The following is a 21,157-nucleotide window of genomic DNA, read 5'->3' as shown; positions in this document are numbered from 1 at the left end:
TGAAATGTCTGAGACATAAACGTTGAACGCCGTGAAAGGACGGCGTTCAACAATTATGCTTGGCCAACCATTCTACGAGCTTCTGAAAGTATCGACAGGCAGTTTAATGAAAAATCGGCTGCCGTTACCCTCCTGGCTTTCTACCCAAATGGCGCCGTTGTGAAGTCCGACAATTTCTTTCGCAATGGCCAGTCCCAGACCGCTGCCGCTCTTAGGATCGGCTGGGTCCACCTTATAAGCCCGATCAAAAATAGAATTGAGATGTTCCGGAGGTATACCTCTTCCTTCGTCTCCCACACCTATCAGTACAATCCCCTTTTTCGAGCTAGCTGACAAATGAATGGTGCCCCCTGCAGGAGAGAACTTACACGCGTTGTTTACGAGGTTAGCAAGCACGCGCTTTATCTGATGAGCATGAATTTTGACAACAGCTTGCGGGTCAACTGAAACTGAGCATTTGCTTTGATGTCCAGCCAATTGAATGATGGATTGGAGAGAATCGAATTGGTGTGAGATCCAATCCATCAATGGGGTCGATTCCAACACCGATGTTTCGTGAGCTTGTTTCAGGCGGCTTAATTCAAACAAATGATCGATGAACGTGTTGATCTGGAGCACTTCATCGTACATGGATTTGAGCATGTCTTCATTCTCGCTAGGCTCAATCACGATACCGTGAATCATCGCTTGAATTCCGCCCTGCACGATCGTAAGCGGTGTACGAATATCATGAGAAATATTTTGCAGCAGCTCAGTGCGCGTTTGTTGAATTTGCTCGTTCAACTTCATCTCCTGAACGGCGTTCTCTTTATCTATTCGAGCCTGTCTGATCTGATAGGATAAAGCGATCGAGAACATGAGGAACTCCGCAATAGCACCGAATTGAAAGCCGTAATGGGTCAGAAAGCTCTCTTGCATCAGGCTATAGGTATTCAATATAGTCGGAGCGGCTAAACCAAGGAAAGGAATCGCTGCGAGAATAACATAACGCGCTGTCGGATTCCCTCTGTACATGCACCAGATCGTGCTGATGACAAGCAGTATCGCAAACAACGATTCGTATAAGATGGCAAGTGTTTCATAACCGGGGAGATGGAATAATGAAGCTGCGACAACAAGAGGAGAAATGATGCTCAGCGCCCGGTACACGACCATCATGCGCGGAGCGTATACTTCGATTTGAAGTATTTTGCCCAGAAACAAGAGGCCAAACCATAGACTTGAAATAAAGAAAAAATAATCAATACTTTCGTAATTTCCGAACATATGAAGTAAGAACGCCATTAACTGGCTATCCGCTCCAAGTAATTGTTGTAATAGTCCGTTCCAAACGAGCTGCGATATGCTGAAACAAATGATGTATAGCGAATAATAAAGATAAACCGACATGCGATTAAAAATATACAAGGATAACATGTAGGCTGCCATCAACAGGACAAACCCGTAATAGATGCCGAAAAATATATATTCGTTTTTCAGTTTGCTAAGGAAGGTGTTGTTATCCATCAGCTCTATCGGAATAATCATGGAGCCGTTGATGAGGGCTCTCATATAGATGGTCACAGAATCGTTCTTAGGCAGCTGAAAATAGTATGAGTAGAAATGCTCGTCGGCTTTCGCAATCATTCGGGCGTGTAAGGGATTATCGGACTGAACGTCAATGATATGCATATCGAACTGTTCGATGACCGAGTTATTCAAACGAATGACCCATTGCTCAAGCGGGGATTGATTAGTTACCGTAGTCCGGATCCAGTAAGTTCCGGCGGTTAAGCCGAAAGCGGACTTCCCAGATGCCGGCTGAAATTGCGCATTAACTTGAGGGGATTGAACGTCTTCAAGCGTCCACTTTCCATTCTTATCCACAAGAAAATCCATCTGTTCGTTTACGTTATATACGCCTTCATTCTCGTGCAAAACGATTTCATCCGCGGATGTAGGAGCGTATGGTGTAGGAGCGAATAGCTGCCAAACGATGGAGACGCCGAGGATGAGCAATATGATAGCAAGGATGAAAAATCGATTGTTTGCAATAATTGTTTTATTGCTCGCCATTGCGGCGGATCCCCCTCTGCGGCGCACCGTTCCTACCAAGTTTGTTTCAGACTGATTGGGTAGATGCAGTGTCTCCTATTATTCGCTTGGTTGGAATTTGTAGCCGAAGCCTTTGACAGTATGGATGAATTTCGGTTTCAGCGGATCGACTTCTATTTTTTTGCGAAGCCTATGAATGTGTACTTTGATAGTATCGGAAGAGTACCCAGCCGGATCGATCCAAATCAACTCATAGAGCTGCCTTGGATGAAAAACCCTTTGCTGGTTTTGTGCGAGTGTTACTAGTAGATGCATTTCTTTAGCCATTAAAATGACAGGATTTCCGTTTGCAATAACCGTCAATCGCTCAAAATCGATTTCGAGTCCAGAAACGGACAGCTTGCTGCCAGGCTCCCTCGTTTCTGAGAGAAGCATCCCCCAGCGCAAATGGGATTTGACTCTCGCTATCAATTCTAATGGATCGAACGGTTTGGTAATATAATCGTCGCCCCCGGACTGCAGGGAGCTTAATTTATCTTCAATCTGCATATTCCCCGTCAGAAACAGAATCGGAAGCTGAAACAGACCTCTGATTTGGCGGCATAACGTGATGCCATCGACATCCGGCATTTGAATGTCCAGCAGAATAAGATCCGGTTGTTGATTTCTAAGATGTTCGAGGCATTGTTCGCCGTTATAAGCTTGCAGCACATGGAATCCTGCGTTCGTCAGAAATAAATGCAGCATTTTTTGCAATTTAATATCGTCGTCAACGGTTAAAATGGTTGCCGTCATGGATGCAAACATCCTCTTCTGTAAATATGGAAATCTTATATACCTCTTATTTTATCAATTTTGTTGGAATAAAAGAAGAACGAGTGTCGAAGCGTGTAAAATTATGAATTATTGCTAGAATTCATACTTCGCCGCCAATCCCACCGCATCCTGCTATAATTGGCTTACAAACCCAATCGGAGCAACGGAAGTGCTTTCTGTATGATGGATATGCAGGAGGAGCTAAGGAATTCTATGCTTATGGGAGTTTTGGGAGAGGCGGGGATATTATTTACGGGGAATTCCATTTGAAGGCGCCGCCAATCATCCAGAAGGAAGCGATCGACAGCGGTACGGGATGGGCAAAGCTGTCTTTGGAACTGTTGCCCGAATACGCAGGTGATTATATATTCATCAGCGGTTGGACGGGAGATGCCAAGCCGGAAGTCGTCTTTGACGGACCCATATGGGATAACCTGCCTGCTGTCAAAAATAATCACGTTTTTAGGAACGACGGGAGAGGGTTTGTTTACAGTGACCCCATATCCTTGGAGGCTCAATTTAAGTTTGTTGTCGACAGTCTTACTAAGAACTGATTGACTCCTCACCGACTGCATCAAACCCATATTTGATATAGTTTGAGGTAAATGCGCAAGTATGTCATTACAGGATCATAAGAAGACTTTAAGCGGGCGGGGCATGTAAATGCTCCGCTTTATATTTTCCTCCTTTTTTCGATACTAAAAAGTAACTATTACTAGCATTATCCGGTAGTATACATTTTACTAGCAACCAGACGTAATACATACGGTACAAAAGAGAAATTCCAACATATGGTATAGTATATTTAGGTCAGGGGGGTTAGCCAAGAATCCTATGGTATGGTGTTGATACTATTATTTGGTATAGAAAAGGAGATTAATAATTGAAGGAAAGAAAACTTACAAGAACTCAATTCAAAGAGGCTTTCAAACGGGGATTAGGTCATTCATATATTGAGTTAAAAGAGAGTAATTGTCGTGAAAAGTATAAAGATATTATTTTATGGTCTTGTCTTCGAAACACTTGCTATGACATGCAATCCGAAGGTAAACGTGGAACTCTTTTTATATAATGCTATCTCTCTATTCGAAGATAGGAGCTATTTTGAAGAAGCTATAATCCAAAAGTTTATGCAAAAAAATCTAGATACATGGTTATTCGATCAGTTGTGTGAGCTTTTGTATCTATTTTCAGTTGATGGCAGCATCAGAGCAAGGGAATCATTATATGAAAAATACAATACATTACTCGGATTATTGTCACATCGCACCAATCGTGTAGATAAGGATAACTTAGAATGGCTGTGTGTATGGTTAACAACACTAGATGGATTTCCTGCTTTTAAGAGTATTTTACAACAGCTTGGGGAGTATGCTTTTAGAAAAAGTGATATCGTTGATATAGATTGGTTCTACTTTAATGCAAAAAATAAGTTTGGAGATAAACGTGTAGATACATATTTGCAAAAAAATGCGATTAAATCTGATTATATAAAATCCTTTCTAAACTCCATATCACAAACCAAGATTCAAAATAGACAAGGTATTGATTCACCAACACTAGAAGAAGTGATTAAAGCATCAAGAGAAAAGCGAAGCCGAGGGCTAGCACTTCGTTTTGCGAAAGTTGCTACAGAAGAGGAATTGATAAAATTAGCGAAATACTCTATTGAAGAAATAAATCTAGATATAAAGTTAGAATTACTGTGGACTTTTAGAAATGTTCGTTTTCCATTGGATGAGCAGTTTATTTTCGAGCTTGCCGGAAATGATAATGAATCAATACGAAATGTTGCTTTTGAGATGATGCAGCATTTACCGTCAGATACGATTCACGATTTCGCAATAAATCTCATTAAACAAAAGAAAGAACTCGCAAATGCTCTAAGTCTCCTATGTTTTTGCTATAAGTCTGAAGATGAAACTGTTCTGCTCGAAGGTATTCAAAGTCTGACTATATCTTATGAAGATGGCGGATGGCATGGTCTCTTTATGGACGTTGAGAGATTATTAGTTAACCGATATGTTAAAATTAATCCCTCAGTATTTATCTACATATATAGACAAACGCTGTGTTCATATTGCCGTCATACTCTTATCCATAAAATGTTTAAGAGAAAAATTCTTCCACAAGAGATTTTAGAAGAATGCTTGCATGACAGCTACGAGGATATTAGAAAGTTTGCCGTACGAAAACTAAAGAAATAAATCAATGTGGGTAGGAGAAATGAACATGACTAATAGCAGCAATATAAAGGAGTTATCTCCGGAACAATCCGAAGGACTTCTCAGAACATTGAAAGCACGTTTTGAGAAAAATAGGAACCGCCATCAAGGTCTTGAATGGGCTGACGTTCAAGCAAAGCTCGAAGCTCATACTGAAAAGCTGTGGTCTCTCCATGAGATGGAGGGAACTGGCGGTGAACCGGATGTTGTTGGTCATGATACGGAGACCGGCGAATACATTTTTTACGATTGTTCAGCAGAAAGTCCTAAAGGGCGCAGAAGTGTTTGTTACGACCGTGAAGCGCTGGATTCGAGGAAAGAACATAAACCACAAAATGATGCAATTGAAATGGCAGCAGCTATGGGCATAGAGCTTTTAACAGAAGTACAATACCGGGAACTGCAGAAGCTTGGAAATTTTGATGCGAAAACGTCAAGCTGGGTGATTACACCTGCTAGCATTAGAAAACTCGGCGGGGCCATCTTCTGCGATCGTCGTTACGACTCTATCTTCGTGTACCACAACGGAGCTGAATCCTATTATGCTGCACGAGGATTTCGTGGCTCGTTAAGGGTCTAAGTTTAAATGCTAGTGGGGCTCCTTTTCCAATATTCTGATTAAAACACAAAAGACCCACAAGAAAATCACTCTTTAAAGTGTCTTTCTTGTGGGTCACAGTTCACTTTTTTTTAGAGGGGATTTTTTAATGAAATTTAAATTCCTCTTGCTAATCTTTCTCTCCAATCGAGCCATAGCCTACTTTCCCAGTTTGACCATGCACCTTTTACTTTGTTGACTAGCCATTCTCCTCCAAAAGTGATTGAATTTTCATGGGAGGCATAGATAACCCAGTCCATTTCCTTACTGCACCAAAAACCTTCTCCATTGAAAACATATGTGGGGCTAAAAGCAGAAATCTCTAACTCATATTCAGGTGATGATTCGAATTCTCGTAACTCGTATATATTATTGAGTCCATGTTCTAATAAAAACTTCCTTAATAGTTCATAACCAACTTCTGACTCAAAGTAATCATCCATAAAAGCTAGAGCAAGTTTGTTTTTACTACCATCAAGTGGTATCCATTGACCTTTCTTTTCAATAGACCATTTATTATTTAGTTGCATCCATATTAATTCTCTTTCTGACTCTAATAACTTTCGTCTATAGAATAATGGAGGTTCTTTAATTACTTTTGTTTCAGATACATTATTAAGGTAAGTAATTAAGTCTGTTCTTTCCTCAGTCATCGTAATTCTTGCAATATCATCATCAACATTTGCCTTAGAAAGGAGACTCTCTGCTTCATGTATAACCGTGAAAATTTTTGATTTCGCATCTGATATAGAATCAAAATGATCGGGTGTATATTTTTCTAATGCGGGTAATATGGCGCCCAAAACAATATATCTTGGGTAAAAAAAGTGTATTTAATGTATTTGGAAAACTTAGAACAGCAAATAATGAATTTGCTCAACGAATAGGGTCATTAAAATAATTGAGGGCGTCCCGATACTACAACGAAAGTAGCGGAGACACCCATTTTTAGTTCAAAGCAACTAGAATCCGACCGAGGGTACGGGACTGCAAAATATCTTTCAAAGCTTCAGGAAGCTCTCGTAGTGTTACTTCCCGATCTATTAAAGTATCCAGATTATTAGGCTTCAGATCAGTAGCCATACGGTTCCATACCTTAGTGCGAGTATCGCCGTCGCAGAACACGGAGTCAATCCCCATGAGACTGACTCCACGCAGAATAAAGGGCAATACAGTAGTAGGGAGGGATGCTCCTCCTGTTAAACCACTTGCAGCTACGGCACCTCGGTAAGCAAGCTTACTTAGGATGGCCGCAAGTGTAGCTCCCCCAACAGAATCGACAGCGGCTTGCCACAATTGCTTGTTTAGGGGCTTATCAGATTGCCCTAATACATCTTCGCGAGAGAGAATTTCTTTGGCACCTAGTGCTTTGAGGTAGTGTGCGGCGTTAGCATTTCCAGTACTCGCATCGACATGATAACCATTTTTGGCGAGCATTGCTATGGCGGCTCCGCCTACCCCACCAGTTGCTCCCGTGACAAGCACTTTGCCTTGTTCGGGAGAAATTCCATTCAATTCAAGACTTTGGATAGACAAAGCGGCTGTGAAGCCAGCAGTTCCAAGGATCATAGCTTCCTTTAAAGTAAGTCCCTCGGGAAGAGGAATAATCCATTTAGCAGGAATGCGCACATACTGACTGAAGCCCCCAAAATGAGAAACCCCAATATCATAGCCGGTAGCTATAACAGGCTGGCCTTTAGTAAAGCGTTTATCGCTAGAGGAGACTACATAACCCGATAGATCTATTCCTGGAACGAAGGGGTAGGATTTGACGATATTACCATCTGGAATACTAGCTAACCCATCCTTATAGTTAACACTAGAGTATGCTACCTGAATAACGACTTCCCCAATGGGCAGGTCTTCCAATGTCAAGGCTTGAGTATTTACTGAAAAAGATGTATCAGTCTTATTGACTACGAGTGCCTGAAATGTGTCTGGAATGTCTGGATTCATTCTTATGACCTCTTATCGACAGGATGGGATTTTCGCGAGTTAATTAAATCTTTCTTTTGCTATTCTTATTAACTCAGATACAGCCGGAGTATAGTATGAGTCTTTGCGGCGAACAAATAACGTCGCAGCTTTGAATGATTTCTCTGATAATTTTTGAATTTGAAGACTATATTGCCCTTTCGCCCTCTCCACAACAGAACGGGGTAATAGTGAAATGCCAAGCCCCGCATGAATACATCCAAGGATTCCTTCAACTGTGCCGAACTCCATAATTTTGGAAGGCCTTATTCCTTTGAGACCTAACCAATCTTCATATTTTTGACGGTATGAGCAACCAATTCTAAAAACAAGTAGAGTTTGATTTTGTAACTCTTCCATTCGTTCAATTGATAATTGCTGTCCTCCAGTTACGAGCACAAGCTCTTCATAACCGATCTCCGTTGCTTCTAACTCTTCATGCTCAATTGGTGCGGACACGAATGCACCGTCCAATTCAAACTTCAGAACTAACTTAGTAAGCTCGTCCGTAGTGCCAGTTTTTATTGTTAAATCGACCTCTTGATAGGAACTATGATAGTCGGCGAGAATATTCGGTAAACGAATGGCTGCTGTCGTTTCAAGGCATCCTATTCGAAGTGGTCCTTGTGGTGTTGATCTATCTGATACAGCGTTCTCCGCCTCTTGCGTAAGAGCAATAATTTTTTCTACATAAGATTTAAGCACCTGCCCTGATGTAGTAAGCTGAACTCCGTGACGTTGCCTATAAAATAAAACGGTATTAAGTTCATTCTCAAGCTGTTGAATACGTATGCTTATACTCGACTGAACGTATTCCAATTTCTCAGCAGCTCTTGTAATACTGCCTTCGTTTGCGACAGTCAAAAAGATGTGCATGTCGCGGATCTCCATAACCATTCTCCATTTCAGGTATTGATTTTTTTAATGGATACGATCTAATACATTCATTTTACACGATATCAAGCTGGGAATAAAATTGAAACAGGAGGGGGGATTATAATGTCACGTTCAGATATAAAAGTAAAAGGTAAAGCTACTTCGACAAAAATATTAATTGGTGGATTTGTTATGCTAACTATTGCAATGGGTATCGGTCGGTTTTCATACACCTCGATACTCCCTTTCATGCAGTCACAAATTAATTTATCCATAACTGAAGCTGGTTATTTGGCAGGAATTAATAACTTAGGTTACTTAGCTGCAGCTTTTTGCGCGGGTTTCATTAATTTCGGAGCGCGAAGATCTTCTCATCTGCGAATTCACTTGGTTTTATGTATTTTAACAACTGGATTAATGGGGGTTACATCTTCGTTTTCTTGGTGGATGATACTACGTTTCATATCTGGCTTTAGTAGCGGCTTTATTTTTGTCCTTGCATCAAGCTTAGTTTTAGATGCCCTGCTCACTGACAACCGTGAAAAGTGGATCGGTATTTTTTATGGTGGGGTTGGATTTGGTATTGCATTATCAGGGTTATTAATTCCATTGTTCAGTCTTCACTCATGGAGGGGAGCATGGATAGGTCTCTTGGTTGTTAGTATCATTCTTGTCGCAATTATTTGGAGATATATCCAGGAGCCCAAAAAGCAACACATAACTGTAAATGGTAGCGATAAAGCTTCTTCTATTAAAGAAACAAAATTATTTCTTTATTTGCTTATTGTTTATGGGCTTGAAGGCTTGGGCTATGTTGTTAGTGCGACGTTTTTAGTTTCTTATGTCAAACAAGTTCCGAAAATGGAGTTTTTTTCTGATTATAGCTGGATTATCGTTGGGGTAGCGGCGGTGCCCTCGACTTTATTCTGGTCTTGGTGTATGGGGAAAATGGGTTATGTAAAGCCATTGATATTTGCGCTTATTTTACAAGCTATAGGGGTTATATTGCCTGTATTACTACCTAATATCTTCGGTGTAGCTCTGGGTTCAATCCTGTTTGGTGGAACCTTTATGGGGATTTCCATGCTTGCAATTACCGCGGCTCGTTCACTAAAACCAACTAGTGGTAGTCAAGCCATTGCGTTGATGACTGGTTTTTTTGGGACTGGTCAAATCCTTGGTCCCGTAGGGGCAGGGTTTGTTTTGGATGCAACCAATAGTTACAGCATCTCCTTGGCTCTTGCTACCTTGGTACTTGTTATTGCTGTAATTATTATGATAGTGGGTAGTGTTATGTCCAATAGAAAAAGTCTAAAAAATGCTTAACTACACAGTTAATCGATAAATTGGAGGAAATAACATGACGACATATCATTCTTTAGAAATAGAAGGATTACAAGTGTTTTATCGTAAGGCCGGCAATCCAGATAAACCAGTTATTTTATTACTTCATGGTTTTCCGTCCGCAAGTCATATGTTCAGAGAACTTATACCTGTATTAGAAAAAGACTACTATTTGATTGCCCCCGACTATCCCGGTTTTGGTAATTCATCATCACCTGACAGAGACAATTTTAAATATACATTTGATAAAATTACTGAAATAATGGAAGCCTTTATTAATCAACTTGGGATTACTAAATATGCATTATATGTCTTTGACTATGGAGCGCCGATTGGCTTTCGTTTAGCTATGCGCCGTCCAGAAAATGTAACAGCAATAATAAGTCAGAACGGCAACGTTTATCGAGAAGGGCTTGGTGAAAAATGGGCGGACAGAGAAGAATATTGGCGTAATCCAACACAAGAGAAACGAGACAGTTATCGGACTGCCTTTGCACCTGAAACAATAAAAAGCCAATATATTGATGGAACAAAAGAAAATCAAGTTTCCCCAGACGGATATACTCTTGATATTGCATATATGTCACGACCGGGAAATGATGAAAAACAATTGGATTTAATTTTTGACTACCAAACTAATGTGAAAATGTACGAGGAGTTTCAAAAATATCTTCAAGAATACCAGCCACCTTTTTTAGCAGCTTGGGGTAAAAATGATGTTTCTTTTATTCCGGAAGGTGCTAAAGCTTTTAAAAAGGATTTACCTAAAGCCGGTATTCATCTATTAGATACGGGTCATTTTGCATTAGAAACGCATGCTAAAGAAATTGGGGAGTTAATGTTGATTTTTTTGAAAAAAAACGGGATTTGATAACTCAATGAGAATATGTCGATAATGGGATGAATGGTTAATTAATAATGGTTAATAATGAAAATCATATAATTAAAGGGGTGGATATAAATGGGGAAACTTGATGGGAAGGTGGCTTTAATTACAGGAGGTAATAGCGGAATTGGTTTGGCAACCGCAAAGTTGTTTGTGGCAGAAGGTGCAAAGGTGGTTATAACAGGCAGGAATCAGACCAAGTTGAGCTCGGTGGCTGAGGAGCTTGGCTCCAATGTCCATGCAATTCAGGCGGATGTAGCGGATCCAGCAAGTATGGAAAATGCGGTGTCCACAGTAGTAGCAACCTTCGGCAGACTTGACATCGTATTCGCTAATGCCGGCATTGCAGCTCCTACACCAATAGGAAGTACAGAGCTTTCGGTTTTTGAAGAGGTTCTTAAGGTTAATGTGACTGGAGTCTTTTTCACTGTACAAGCTGCTCTGCCCCACCTGAAGGAAGGCGCTTCAGTAATCTTGACCGGCTCAACGCGTGCAACTGATGGTGCGCCGGAAAGATCAGCCTATGCGGCGAGTAAAGGAGCCGTTAGCAGCATGGCTAGAGTATTAGCTGCCGAGTTGTCGCCGCGGGGTATCCGTGTAAACACTTTGGTCCCAGGGGCAACACGTACACCAATTTGGAAACAGTCAACTCATGATGAAATAGCAAAACTGGAGGCAAAACATGCGCGTGCCATTCCTCTTAAACGTATGGGTGATCCGGAGGAACTTGCAAAGGTTGCCTTGTTTCTAGCATCTAATGATTCTTCATATGTTCAGGGTACAGAAATCATCGTTGACGGGGGAGCAGCAGCAGCTCCGCTAGGGGCGCCAATATATCATCAACTTGATTGATGATCGGCTTGGTATCCAACGGAGATAATAAAAAATATAACCAACTTTTTAATATAGAGTAGCTGGAATGGAGTAGAAGTGTCTGGCAGACATAAAGAAACAAACAGCCAACTATCGGTATGATCCCGACGGCTGGCTGTTTTAGCTTTAATACAACACATCAAATTGTCCGGTATAACCGAGCTCTGACTTGCCGATAACCTCCTTGCGGCGGTCAATCGGATCGTGCAGAGTAAGCGTCCGCGCGTTGCGGAAATAAACGTCAAAGTTATTTTTTTGAGTTGCTGAGCTTGCGCCCATGACTTGAAAAATACGGCTTGTAATATCAAGCGCGGCTTCAGTTGCAAACACTTTAGCCTGAGCGACCGCAATATGGACGATCGGCCATAGCCCTTCTTGTTCATTCGCCTTTTGCAGCAGACGGGCCGCATGCAGAATGAATTGACGTGCCGCCTGAAGCTGAACAGACATTTCGCCGATTCTGAGCTGGATATAGGGATCTTCCGTTGCGCTTGTCAGACCGCTCCATGGACGAGCACGCTCTTTCATAAATTGAAGTGCCTGTCTATATGCGCCAATAGCGATGCCGACATATTGTGCTGCAAAATTCAGATGAAACTGATGATTGAAGTAATCATAACGGAAATAGGAGCCGGGTTCACCAATCATCTGGATCGGCGGAATAGTTACGTTCTCAGCGATAACGGTGCCGCTGCCTGTCCCGCGCTGGCCAATACCGTCCCAACTATCGTTGATGGTGACGCCGGGGTCATCCAGCTTCAGCAATGGAAACACGACTTGCTCCTGCAAAGAATCGTCAATGCCGTCGGCCATCGACCAAATAAACGCCCAATCCGCTCCGGTGGAGGCAGTCGCGAAGCTTTTGCGTGCGTTAAGCAGGTAACCATCTCCGTCAGGCGTTACTTTGGAGGCTATATTAAAGCGGTTGGGGCCAGTCTCGCTTGCAAAAGAAGCGAACCAATCCCCTTGCAAAGCCTTGGAGAAGAAGAAGTCTCTTTGCTCATCATTTCCCATGGCATGAATCATTTGCACCGCCGTGTTATGCACGCCAAATACTTGCGAAAGGGATGAACACCAGGAAGCAAGCTCCATTAAAATCAGGGGAAGCATATAGGCATCGCCTCCATACCCGACGCCAAGACCGCCTGCATGGCTAGGCACGCATAATCCGCCCAATTCCTCCTGTTTGAGCGCGTTTGCGCCTTCAAACGGGAATCTTCCTTCCTCATCTACCTGTTTTGCAGCCGGCCCGATGATTTGTTCGCCAATCTGGCGGAACCGGAGCAACAACTGATATTGATCATCCGTAAGATCGAATAGTTCTGTTTTAAGTAGTTGATCCTCGTACAGCGACATCTGCCATCTATCCTTTCAATCGTTGTCCATGTGCAACTTTATCTTAAAATCATAAAGTGGTTATTTGTTAAAGTAAAATTGAAAGAAATAATCGGACAATTCAGTTATGCTGAATTGTCCGATTATCGTTTATTCGCCGGAAGCGGGAAACTGGAATTCAATGACCGATGAGTGAAGCGGCAGCTTCCGGGTGATTTCCTGCAGCAGCCTGCTCCCTGCGAGTCCAATTGGAGCTGCATCCCGCTTGCGGATAATGCCAATCTGAGGACCAATTTTGAGGTCGGCAATCGTGACATAGGTCGTATTCGGAAGCGGCGGATTGAGAACGGGCGAGATGGATACGCCCATGCCTGCCTGAACATAACTTTTGTGAGCGTTAATGCTGCCAATTTCAATACTGGTCAATTTTCCTTCCATCTTATCGAGCAGCGCTTCCTGTATCTTAAGCCGAATTGGGCAATCCGGCGCCGTCAGCAGAAGGTTCTCCCCCTGCAGATCCTTTATCGTAATCTGTTTACGTTTTGCAAACGGATGGTCGGTTCGCACAAGCAGCGCCAGTGGCTCAAAGAACAGCGGTTCAAAGGTTGTTTCCAGATTCGCCTCCGGTTCCGTACAGATGGCAAAGTCAATTAGATCCTCACTGACCATGCGCTTCAGGCGTTTGGCATCACCAATATGCATTTGCAGCTGAAGCTTCGGATATTGGTTTTTAAATTCGGTTAACAATACCGGCATACGATTACTGGCTGTAGGCTCCGAAATGCCGATTCTGACTAGCCCGGCTTCGCCTTGAACGAGGTCGTTAATCGTGCTATTCATATATTCGAATTCTTGCAAAAGCTTGTTGGCACGCTGATAGAAGATCATGCCTGCCTCGGTGAGGCGCATTTGTTTGCCTCGCTCCAGGAGCTTAACGCCAAGATCGGACTCCAGTTTTTGAATATGCAAGGTGATCGTGGGCTGGGCGTATTGTAGAGCCTCTGCCGCCTTCAAGAAGCTGCCCAGTTTTACGATGGTTTGAAATGTTTTAATCATTCTGAATTCCATAGCCTTCACTTCCTTTGGTTAAGCTATCAGTAGAACTGAATGCCCGTATTGTGTTTTCCTATTATACAAAAGCGTATGGTTTACCTTATTATAATCTTACAAACAAACTAATCCAAGTGGAATAGTTATCAATAATTGTAGGGCGGTGCTAGTATGAGTCAGGATAGTTTGTACAGAAAAGAATATAAGCGCAACGGGGCCAAGTGGGCGAGCATTAATCCGGAGCTGCTGAAGGCATATATCAGTTTTGCTGATTTGGCGGTAGCGGAAGGAATTTTGTCTGTTTCCTTTAAGGAACTGATTGCGATTGCCGTTGCCCATGCAACCGGCTGCCCTTATTGCATCGATGCGCATGTTGTAAAGGCCAAATCGTTATCGGTGACCCGTGAGCAGCTGTTTGAATCGATTGGCGTAGCAGCGTTTGTCAAAGCGGAGTCGGCCTATTTGTATAGCGTTAACGCGCTTAACGCTTTTGATGGCAGCGGTGACGATGAGCTGTTCAAAAGATCCTATTTGGAACGTGAAGAAGAATGGGAAGCCGTTAATGAAGATTTGTATGGCGCATTTGCCGAGCTGCGCTATCGTGTGCTCCAATCTGGTGCGATAGCTGAGAAGGATAAGCTGATCATCGCTGTTGCGGTGGCGCATGTTGAAGGAAATGCTTACGCAATCGATCGGCTTACACGCAAGGCCAAGGAGAAAGGCGCAGCCAAGGGAGAGCTGGCCGAGGCAATCGCAGTAGCGACAGCGCTAAAAGCGGGAGCGGCATTCTCGCATCGCTTTAATGCGATACAGGCATTTGAGCAAGATGAGACGGTTTCGTCATGAGCTTGCCGGCGAGATTAGCAGCACTGGCAGATCAATGGAGTGAGCGGGTTATTGCATGGAGAAGACATCTGCATCAGCATCCCGAGCTGTCTTTTCAAGAATGGAACACCGCTGATTTTGTGGAACAGACGCTTAGGCAGTTTGAGGGGCTGGAGATCACGCGTCCCACCCCGACGAGCGTGATGGCCACACTACGCGGTGCGCGTCCGGGCAAGGTGCTGGCACTTCGTGCGGATATGGACGCATTGCCGATACAGGAAGACAGCGGTGCGCCTTACTCATCGCTGAACGATGGCGTTATGCATGCCTGCGGGCATGATGGACATTCAGCTATCATGCTTGGCGTTGCTGGGTTGCTGAGCGGGGAAGCGGACAAGCTGTCCGGTGAAATTCGGTTTCTTTTTCAGCATGCAGAAGAGCAGCCCCCTGGAGGCGCCAGAGAATTAGTAGAGGCCGGCGTGCTCGCGGGCGTTGACCGTATTTTTGGCGGTCATCTGAATTCACAGCTGGAAACAGGGCTGATCTCGGTTGCTGGCGGCCCGATTCAGGCTTCCCCTGATAATTTTACGATTACGATCCACGGGACGGGCGGGCATGCCGCAGCGCCACATAAAACGATCGATCCGATTGCAGTGGGCGTACAGGTGGTACAGCTGCTTCAGCATATCGTTGCGCGCGAAACGGATCCGTTGGCGCAGCGTGTCATATCCGTAACGATGTTTCAGTCCGGTTCGGCTTATAACGTCATTCCTGACCAAGCCGTTATCGGCGGTACGGTCCGCACCTTTGACCCTGAACTTCGTACCCAGACCTACAAACGGCTGCAGCAGCTATTGCAGGGGGTTGAGATGACGCATGAAGTCCAAATTAAACTAGATTACACTTACGGCTATCTGCCTGTTATTAACGATGAACTTATCGCACTGGAGGTAGAGAGTGCAGCTGTAGAACTATTCGGCAGCAGTAACGTCATCAAGGCCGTCCCAACGATGGGCGGAGAGGATTTTTCAGCGTATCAGCAGGTTGTGCCGGGCGTCTTTTTTGACATCGGGGCAGGAAATAAGCAGGCAGGCATCGTCTATGCGCATCATCACCCCAAATTTAATTTTGATGAGGCGGCGTTAACGAATGCAGTACGTCTGTTTACTTATCTTGCTGTTAAATATGTAAGTGAAGAATAGCTAACGAAAGAACGCAGCACTGGCGCTGCAATGCAGGAGTAGGGAGAGAAGACAGATGACCAATTACGATCGTACATCCACTCGACCTGGGGATCATTATATTGCCAGCTTGAATGATGGCAGAAAAGTATGGATTAATGACAACCCAGTAGAGGATGTTGCCGTGCATCCTGCCTTTGCAGGTCCTGTTGGGGTATTGAAGACGTTTTTTAACGAGCTGCATGATCCCGAGCTTAAGGATAAGGTCGGTTATGTCAGTCCGGTTACCGGCGAATATGTGCATAAATCGTTTTTAGTTCCCCAGACGAAGGAACAGCTACTGGAACGGAAGGCTGCCTTTGAATATTGGGTAGATGAGACGGATGGATTAATGAGCCGTTTATCGGAGTCCGGTCGTTCAATCGTGACGGGCTGGTATGCTTCAAGAGCTAAGCTCGCCGCCTACGACAAGGAGTTTGAACGGAAAATTACGGCCTATTACGAGCAGGCCAGAGACGAGCACCGCATTTTGGTATCCGTAGTCGCAGATCCGCAAATTGATAGAAGCAAGGAACAAACCGAGCTATCAGACCCTGATCTAGCGCTGCGTGTCGTTAGCGAGAACGAAGAGGGCATCGTCATTCGCGGTGCCAAGATGCTCGGGACAGCTGCTCCATATGCCCACGATATTTTGGTGCTTCCTGAGGGACGATTGCAGGAAGGGTATGAGCAGTATGCCAACCTGATCATTGTAGCGGCTAATTCGCCGGGCGTGGAGATCGTTTGCCGCGATTCCTTTGCGTTATCTCCACAGGAAGGACCGTTAAGCGCATTGTATGATGAGATGGATGCTGCAGTCGTTTTTGATGATGTATTTGTTCCTTGGGAGCGGGTGTTATTCTATCGCAATCCGGAGGGTGTCTATCAGGCGGCATTGCATAAGAAAGAGAACAGCTTAATGCACCATCAAAGCGTAATCCGTCTTATTGCCAAATATGCTTTCGTGACTGCTACTGGCTTTTCCATTGCAGAAGCGATCGGAGCTGAACGCTTCTTGCATGTGCAAGAGAAGCTTGGCGAGCTGGTTGTCCAGCTTGAAAGCCTGAAGGCGTTGCTTGTCGTCGCCGAAATAGAAGCGCAGCCCGATGAATTCGGCACCTGGTGGCCGAAGGCGCTGCCGCTGCGAGTAGCTATTGACGCTGCATCACGCGCTTACCCAAGGGCTATCGAAATATTGCAACTGATTGGCGCAGGCGGATTTTTGCAGGTACCTTCAGCGGATGCCTGGGCGAACGATCTGCTGCGCGAGCGAATCGGCAAATATTATCGCGGCGCCCGCGTGGATGCGGACACAAAGGTCAAGCTGTTCCGCTTGGCATGGGATTTGATCGGCAGTCCGGCCGGCTCCAGGCAGGAGCTGTATGAGCGTTTTTTCTCAGGAGACCCGGTGCGAAATTTTGCCGCACAGTATTTAGAATATGACAAGCAGCCGCTGCTTCAAAAAATACAAAAAAGGCTCAATAGCCGTTAGGCTTAATTGACTTCAGAGGGAGAGCTTACAGATGGCACGATTAACACAAAGAGTAGGCATTATTATTGTTTTGGTTTTAACTCTAGTTCTATCGGCTTGCAGCAGTACGGAGAAGCCAAGCGGTACAGCGGACGTCACACCGAGCCCTACTAATCAGGGCAGCGCTGCGAGCGAGCAGGGGGGCAAGTTCCGGGTTGGACTCAGCAATGATGCTCGCTTGCTTGATCCGGCGCATACGTATGATTCGGCAACGATTGTAGTAGAAGTGAATATCGTCGAAAGTCTATTCCATTTTGACGACAATCTGTCGCTGCAGCCCGTATTGGTAGAGAGTTTTGAACAGCCGGAACCAACGGTCTATGAATACAAGCTGCGCAAAGGCGTTACTTTTCATGACGGCACGGAGCTGAAGGCGACTGATGTAGTAGCCAGCTTGAATCGAATTAAAAATCCGAAGACAGCTTCTGAGTTCAACTATATGTTTAAAAATTTCAAATCGGCTGAAGCACTTGATGACTATACGGTTAAAGTGGTGCTCAGCACGCCGGACACGTTGTGGAACACTTATCTGGCTACACCGGCCGGCGGCGTGCTCCCTGAAGCGTTCATTAATAAGTACGGCAATGACATTGGCAAGCCAGATGTCGGGGTAATTGGAACAGGCCCTTACAAATTCGAATCTTGGAAAACGGGCAGCCAGATTACATTGGCTAAGAATGCACAATACTGGGATGCCGAAAATCCGCCGCATATGGATCAGGTCGTATTCCGGGTGATCCCTGACGACAATACACGAGTAAGTGCAATGCAATCGGGAGAACTGGATGCCTTGCATAATCCAGGCGGCAACAGTATCGGCCTCTCTACTGAGCTGGTAGGAAAGGTCAAGCAGTTTAAAAATGTAACGGTACAGCAGGCAGAAACCTTTAACTACGATTGGGTTGCGATCAACGTATCTCGTAAGCCGCTGGACGACCGCAATGTCAGAGTAGCGATCAATCAGGCGTTCCCGCAAAAGCAAGCAGTAGAGAAGCTGCTCGGCGAAGCGGGCACTCCGGCTAAGGATTTCATCAGCCCGACGCTGTGGACCTTCGAGAAGGATGTGTTCCAGCAATCGTTTGATAAGCTTCCGTCCTATGAATACAACTTAGAAGAAGCGAAGAAAACACTGGCTTCCTCCTCGTCTCCTGACGGGTTTACAGCTACGCTGATTACTGATAACCGGCCAAGCCGGCTTAATCTAGCTGAAGCCTTCAGCTCTTCACTTAGAGAAATCGGTATTAAAGTTGAGATAAAGCAGGTATCGATCGATGAGTATTATACTTATCTGTTTGGTCAAAACCGTGACTATGACTTTATCGTAGGCGGATGGGCGCCGGACTTCCCGGACCCTGCAGGTAATTTGGAGCCGCTATTCTGGAGCGGCAACATTACGAATGGCGGATCAAATCGCTCCAGCTACAGCAATCCGGAGTTTGACAAGCTACTTGAGCAGTCGAACCAGGAGCAGGACTTGAAGAAGCGCGCAGAGCTGCTGGCTTCCGCCAACGAAATTCTCGTGAACGATGCGCCATATGTGCTGCTGGGTAGAAGAGTCGCATACTTTGCGATTCGGGACGAGTTTGCAGGCTACAAGCTGACGCCTGATTTATACGACCCGATTGCTGCTCGCATTTATCGCGTGAGCAAATAAGCATAACCATACGTCTGCACCCCCGCTTGTATGGATGGGGGACTTGCAGACGTATTTGCTCAATAAGGTAAGCTTGACTTGGAGGATCGATGCAAAGTGCGGATATGGATATCGTTATTTCGAGCCGTCGTTATTATTTTTTCTGTCGGTGTACTCATTTTTTTGCTGATGCGCGCTTTACCGGTTGATCCGCTTGCTACACTGGCGGGAGGCAAGTCTGCGAACCCCGAGCTCATTGCAGAGCTACGGGCGCAGTTTGGACTTGATCAGCCTTTGTTTGCACAGCTCGGGGATTGGCTGTTCAAGCTGCTGCAGGGTGATTTCGGCATAAGCATCCAAACGCGCCAGAACGTACTGACCATGATTGGCAATTATCTTCCGATTACACTGCAGTTACTGCTGGGAAGCCTGATCGTCATTTTTTTGATTTCGGTGCCGCTAGGCGTCTGGGCGGGAGCTAATCAAGGAGGTCGTCTAGATCAGTTGCTTAGTAGCCTTAGTATGCTGTTTGGCGTTGTGCCGATTTTTTTTAGCGGCATCTTGGTCATTCAGCTGTTTGGTACAACCTTGAACTGGCTGCCGACCTTCGGCGAAGGGGAGCCGGGCTGGGACAGAGTGGTGCATTTGTTGCTGCCTTGCCTGCTGCTTGGTTTGCAGGCAGGTTCCTCTCTCACTCGAATGGTACGCTCGTCTGTAGCTGAGGCGATGGACCAGAGCTATATCCGGCTAGCGGCTGCCAAAGGCGCTGGGCGTCTTCGCATCGTATGGGTGCACGCCTTTCGCGCATCGTGGATGACGATTGTAAGTATAACGGCGATGAATGCTGGATACTTGCTTGTTCAGGCAGTACTCGTAGAGTACACCTTCGGCATTAGCGGCTTCGGCAGCATAATGATCAAGGCAGCTCAGGAATCGGACTACAATGTTGTTCAAGCGTGTGCGCTTGTTGTCTCTGCGGTATTCGTCGCAGCGAACACGCTAGCGGACTGGCTCCATCCGTGGATTGATCCGCGACTTGGGGAGCGGGAGGAGAATGAGCTATGAAACGTATATTCCCAACCTATTCTGCGGACTGGCTAAAGCCGCTTCGAAAGTGGTTTGTACGCTGGCCTGTTGTTCCCGCGATAGCGGCAGCATGGATCGTCTTTGTAGCGCTGGCCGCGCTTGCAACCCCGTGGTTGTCACCTTTTGATCCCAATTACGGCTCTATAATGGATGGCTCTCTGTCGCCTTCATGGAAGCACTGGCTGGGTACGGATCAGCAGGGAAGAGATATTGCAACCCGCCTGCTTACAGGCGCAGGGCCTACGCTGATCGGCGCTTTATTATGTACGCTGCTGGCAGCTGCGATTGGAGCACTTAACGGTCTCGCTGCCGGATTAAACGGTAGATGGACGGATCGAATATCTACGACAGTATGGGATATTATTATGGCTATTCCCGGTCTGATTCTCGCACTTGTACTGGTCACGGTGCTTGGTAGAAATATTTATACAGCCTCGCTGGCGCTTGCCATTGTCAATGTGCCAGTCATGGGAAGGCTAGTTCGCGCAGAGGCAAAAGTGCTGCGGAGAACGCCCTATGTCGAAGCGGCCTTGCTTGCTGGTGCGAGCAACAGATTCATCATATGGAAGCATCTATTGCCTGGCATTATTCCGGTCGTATTCGCCAGATCCAGTCTGACGTTTGGTTATGCCATTCTGGATTTGTCCGCACTAAGCTATCTGGGCGTCGGCGTTCAGCCCCCTGCTGCTGATTGGGGAGCAATGCTGGCACAGGGCCGGCATACACTGCTGGTTTCGCCGCTGGGGACAATTTGCGCAGGCCTCGCCATTACCCTTACCGCGCTGTCGTTTCAGTTTATTGGTGATGAAATCCAGCGCAGATGGAGTCCGAAGAGATAAGAAGAAGGTGTT

General features: G+C 45.2%; 19 protein-coding genes. 12 read left to right on the top strand and 7 right to left on the bottom strand.

Annotated elements, in window-relative coordinates; translation table 11 throughout:
- Positions 1-72 precede the first annotated feature (72 nt).
- Positions 73-2,055: a sensor histidine kinase gene (locus KCTCHS21_RS24670; RefSeq protein WP_130614400.1), complete on the bottom strand. Its 1,983-nt coding sequence runs from the start codon at positions 2,053-2,055 to the stop codon at positions 73-75.
- A 78-nt stretch (positions 2,056-2,133) separates the two neighbouring features.
- A complete protein-coding gene (locus KCTCHS21_RS24665; protein ID WP_162309373.1) occupies positions 2,134-2,829 on the bottom strand; it encodes a response regulator transcription factor in 696 nt (231 codons plus the stop codon).
- A gap of 287 nt (positions 2,830-3,116) precedes the next feature.
- On the opposite strand from KCTCHS21_RS24665, the gene KCTCHS21_RS32135 reads away from it, so the two are divergent.
- The 3 genes from KCTCHS21_RS32135 to KCTCHS21_RS24650 all read left to right on the top strand — a co-directional run bounded on the left by KCTCHS21_RS32135 (position 3,117) and on the right by KCTCHS21_RS24650 (position 5,655).
- Positions 3,117-3,404 carry an ABC transporter substrate-binding protein gene (locus KCTCHS21_RS32135; RefSeq protein WP_408621734.1) on the top strand — a complete coding sequence of 96 codons (288 nt, stop codon included), beginning with the start codon at positions 3,117-3,119 and terminating at the stop codon, positions 3,402-3,404.
- A 423-nt stretch (positions 3,405-3,827) separates the two neighbouring features.
- Positions 3,828-5,057, top strand: coding sequence for a hypothetical protein (locus KCTCHS21_RS24655; RefSeq protein WP_130614394.1), 1,230 nt, complete (start codon positions 3,828-3,830; stop codon positions 5,055-5,057).
- A 25-nt stretch (positions 5,058-5,082) separates the two neighbouring features.
- Entirely contained in the window at positions 5,083-5,655 is a 573-nt protein-coding gene (locus KCTCHS21_RS24650) for a DUF4256 domain-containing protein (RefSeq protein WP_130614392.1), read from the top strand.
- 134 nt (positions 5,656-5,789) lie between these two features.
- Here the strand turns inward: KCTCHS21_RS24650 and KCTCHS21_RS24645 are convergent, their stop codons facing one another.
- The 3 genes from KCTCHS21_RS24645 to KCTCHS21_RS24635 form a co-directional block, all read right to left on the bottom strand.
- Positions 5,790-6,476, bottom strand: coding sequence for a hypothetical protein (locus tag KCTCHS21_RS24645; protein WP_130614390.1), 687 nt, complete (start codon positions 6,474-6,476; stop codon positions 5,790-5,792).
- A 145-nt stretch (positions 6,477-6,621) separates the two neighbouring features.
- Positions 6,622-7,617 carry an acrylyl-CoA reductase family protein gene (locus KCTCHS21_RS24640; RefSeq protein WP_179952709.1) on the bottom strand — a complete coding sequence of 332 codons (996 nt, stop codon included), beginning with the start codon at positions 7,615-7,617 and terminating at the stop codon, positions 6,622-6,624.
- Positions 7,618-7,668: 51 nt separating this feature from the next.
- Positions 7,669-8,523, bottom strand: coding sequence for a LysR family transcriptional regulator (locus KCTCHS21_RS24635; protein WP_232057949.1), 855 nt, complete (start codon positions 8,521-8,523; stop codon positions 7,669-7,671).
- A gap of 123 nt (positions 8,524-8,646) precedes the next feature.
- Between KCTCHS21_RS24635 and KCTCHS21_RS24630 the strand changes: the two genes are divergently transcribed.
- The 3 genes from KCTCHS21_RS24630 to KCTCHS21_RS24620 all read left to right on the top strand — a co-directional run bounded on the left by KCTCHS21_RS24630 (position 8,647) and on the right by KCTCHS21_RS24620 (position 11,605).
- Positions 8,647-9,849, top strand: a complete 1,203-nt coding sequence (locus KCTCHS21_RS24630) for a YbfB/YjiJ family MFS transporter (protein WP_130614384.1) — start codon at positions 8,647-8,649, stop codon at positions 9,847-9,849.
- 34 nt (positions 9,850-9,883) lie between these two features.
- Positions 9,884-10,738 (top strand): alpha/beta fold hydrolase, encoded by an 855-nt coding sequence (locus tag KCTCHS21_RS24625; RefSeq protein ID WP_130614382.1) that lies wholly within the window; start codon positions 9,884-9,886, stop codon positions 10,736-10,738.
- 90 nt (positions 10,739-10,828) lie between these two features.
- Positions 10,829-11,605, top strand: a complete 777-nt coding sequence (locus tag KCTCHS21_RS24620) for an SDR family NAD(P)-dependent oxidoreductase (protein ID WP_130614380.1) — start codon at positions 10,829-10,831, stop codon at positions 11,603-11,605.
- 147 nt (positions 11,606-11,752) lie between these two features.
- Here the strand turns inward: KCTCHS21_RS24620 and KCTCHS21_RS24615 are convergent, their stop codons facing one another.
- Together KCTCHS21_RS24615 and KCTCHS21_RS24610 are read right to left on the bottom strand one after the other, a co-directional pair.
- A complete protein-coding gene (locus tag KCTCHS21_RS24615; RefSeq protein ID WP_130614378.1) occupies positions 11,753-12,982 on the bottom strand; it encodes an acyl-CoA dehydrogenase family protein in 1,230 nt (409 codons plus the stop codon).
- A 129-nt stretch (positions 12,983-13,111) separates the two neighbouring features.
- Complete coding sequence (locus KCTCHS21_RS24610) at positions 13,112-14,029, bottom strand: LysR family transcriptional regulator (RefSeq protein WP_130614376.1); 918 nt, start codon at positions 14,027-14,029, stop codon at positions 13,112-13,114.
- Positions 14,030-14,182: 153 nt separating this feature from the next.
- Here KCTCHS21_RS24610 and KCTCHS21_RS24605 point away from each other — a divergent pair, with 153 nt between their 5' ends.
- From KCTCHS21_RS24605 to KCTCHS21_RS24580, 6 genes are all read left to right on the top strand, one after another.
- Entirely contained in the window at positions 14,183-14,857 is a 675-nt protein-coding gene (locus KCTCHS21_RS24605; RefSeq protein ID WP_130614374.1) for a carboxymuconolactone decarboxylase family protein, read from the top strand.
- Positions 14,854-16,038 (top strand): amidohydrolase, encoded by a 1,185-nt coding sequence (locus KCTCHS21_RS24600; protein WP_130614372.1) that lies wholly within the window; start codon positions 14,854-14,856, stop codon positions 16,036-16,038. Before KCTCHS21_RS24605 ends, KCTCHS21_RS24600 begins: the two co-directional genes overlap by 4 nt.
- Before the next feature lie 55 nt (positions 16,039-16,093).
- Positions 16,094-17,548 (top strand): 4-hydroxyphenylacetate 3-hydroxylase family protein, encoded by a 1,455-nt coding sequence (locus KCTCHS21_RS24595; protein ID WP_130614370.1) that lies wholly within the window; start codon positions 16,094-16,096, stop codon positions 17,546-17,548.
- Positions 17,549-17,579: 31 nt separating this feature from the next.
- Positions 17,580-19,241 carry an ABC transporter substrate-binding protein gene (locus tag KCTCHS21_RS24590; protein WP_130614368.1) on the top strand — a complete coding sequence of 554 codons (1,662 nt, stop codon included), beginning with the start codon at positions 17,580-17,582 and terminating at the stop codon, positions 19,239-19,241.
- A 96-nt stretch (positions 19,242-19,337) separates the two neighbouring features.
- Positions 19,338-20,285 (top strand): ABC transporter permease, encoded by a 948-nt coding sequence (locus KCTCHS21_RS24585; RefSeq protein WP_130614366.1) that lies wholly within the window; start codon positions 19,338-19,340, stop codon positions 20,283-20,285.
- Positions 20,282-21,145 (top strand): ABC transporter permease, encoded by an 864-nt coding sequence (locus KCTCHS21_RS24580; protein WP_130614364.1) that lies wholly within the window; start codon positions 20,282-20,284, stop codon positions 21,143-21,145. The genes KCTCHS21_RS24585 and KCTCHS21_RS24580 overlap by 4 nt, the downstream gene beginning before the upstream one ends.
- Positions 21,146-21,157: the final 12 nt, after the last annotated feature.

The sequence above is a fragment of the Cohnella abietis genome (assembly GCF_004295585.1).
GTDB lineage: Bacteria > Bacillota > Bacilli > Paenibacillales > Paenibacillaceae > Cohnella > Cohnella abietis.
This window is presented reverse-complemented; position numbering and strand designations above follow the sequence as displayed.

Excerpts from the sequence above, each read along its gene's own strand:
- KCTCHS21_RS24670 (WP_130614400.1), bottom strand. The coding sequence starts at position 2,055 with ATGGCGAGCAATAAAACAATTATTGCAAACAATCGATTTTTCATCCTT.
- KCTCHS21_RS24665 (WP_162309373.1), bottom strand. The coding sequence starts at position 2,829 with ATGACGGCAACCATTTTAACCGTTGACGACGATATTAAATTGCAAAAA.
- KCTCHS21_RS24650 (WP_130614392.1), top strand. The coding sequence starts at position 5,083 with ATGACTAATAGCAGCAATATAAAGGAGTTATCTCCGGAACAATCCGAA.
- KCTCHS21_RS24635 (WP_232057949.1), bottom strand. The coding sequence starts at position 8,523 with ATGCACATCTTTTTGACTGTCGCAAACGAAGGCAGTATTACAAGAGCT.
- KCTCHS21_RS24630 (WP_130614384.1), top strand. The coding sequence starts at position 8,647 with ATGTCACGTTCAGATATAAAAGTAAAAGGTAAAGCTACTTCGACAAAA.
- KCTCHS21_RS24625 (WP_130614382.1), top strand. The coding sequence starts at position 9,884 with ATGACGACATATCATTCTTTAGAAATAGAAGGATTACAAGTGTTTTAT.
- KCTCHS21_RS24620 (WP_130614380.1), top strand. The coding sequence starts at position 10,829 with ATGGGGAAACTTGATGGGAAGGTGGCTTTAATTACAGGAGGTAATAGC.
- KCTCHS21_RS24615 (WP_130614378.1), bottom strand. The coding sequence starts at position 12,982 with ATGTCGCTGTACGAGGATCAACTACTTAAAACAGAACTATTCGATCTT.
- KCTCHS21_RS24610 (WP_130614376.1), bottom strand. The coding sequence starts at position 14,029 with ATGGAATTCAGAATGATTAAAACATTTCAAACCATCGTAAAACTGGGC.
- KCTCHS21_RS24605 (WP_130614374.1), top strand. The coding sequence starts at position 14,183 with ATGAGTCAGGATAGTTTGTACAGAAAAGAATATAAGCGCAACGGGGCC.
- KCTCHS21_RS24600 (WP_130614372.1), top strand. The coding sequence starts at position 14,854 with ATGAGCTTGCCGGCGAGATTAGCAGCACTGGCAGATCAATGGAGTGAG.
- KCTCHS21_RS24595 (WP_130614370.1), top strand. The coding sequence starts at position 16,094 with ATGACCAATTACGATCGTACATCCACTCGACCTGGGGATCATTATATT.
- KCTCHS21_RS24590 (WP_130614368.1), top strand. The coding sequence starts at position 17,580 with ATGGCACGATTAACACAAAGAGTAGGCATTATTATTGTTTTGGTTTTA.
- KCTCHS21_RS24580 (WP_130614364.1), top strand. The coding sequence starts at position 20,282 with ATGAAACGTATATTCCCAACCTATTCTGCGGACTGGCTAAAGCCGCTT.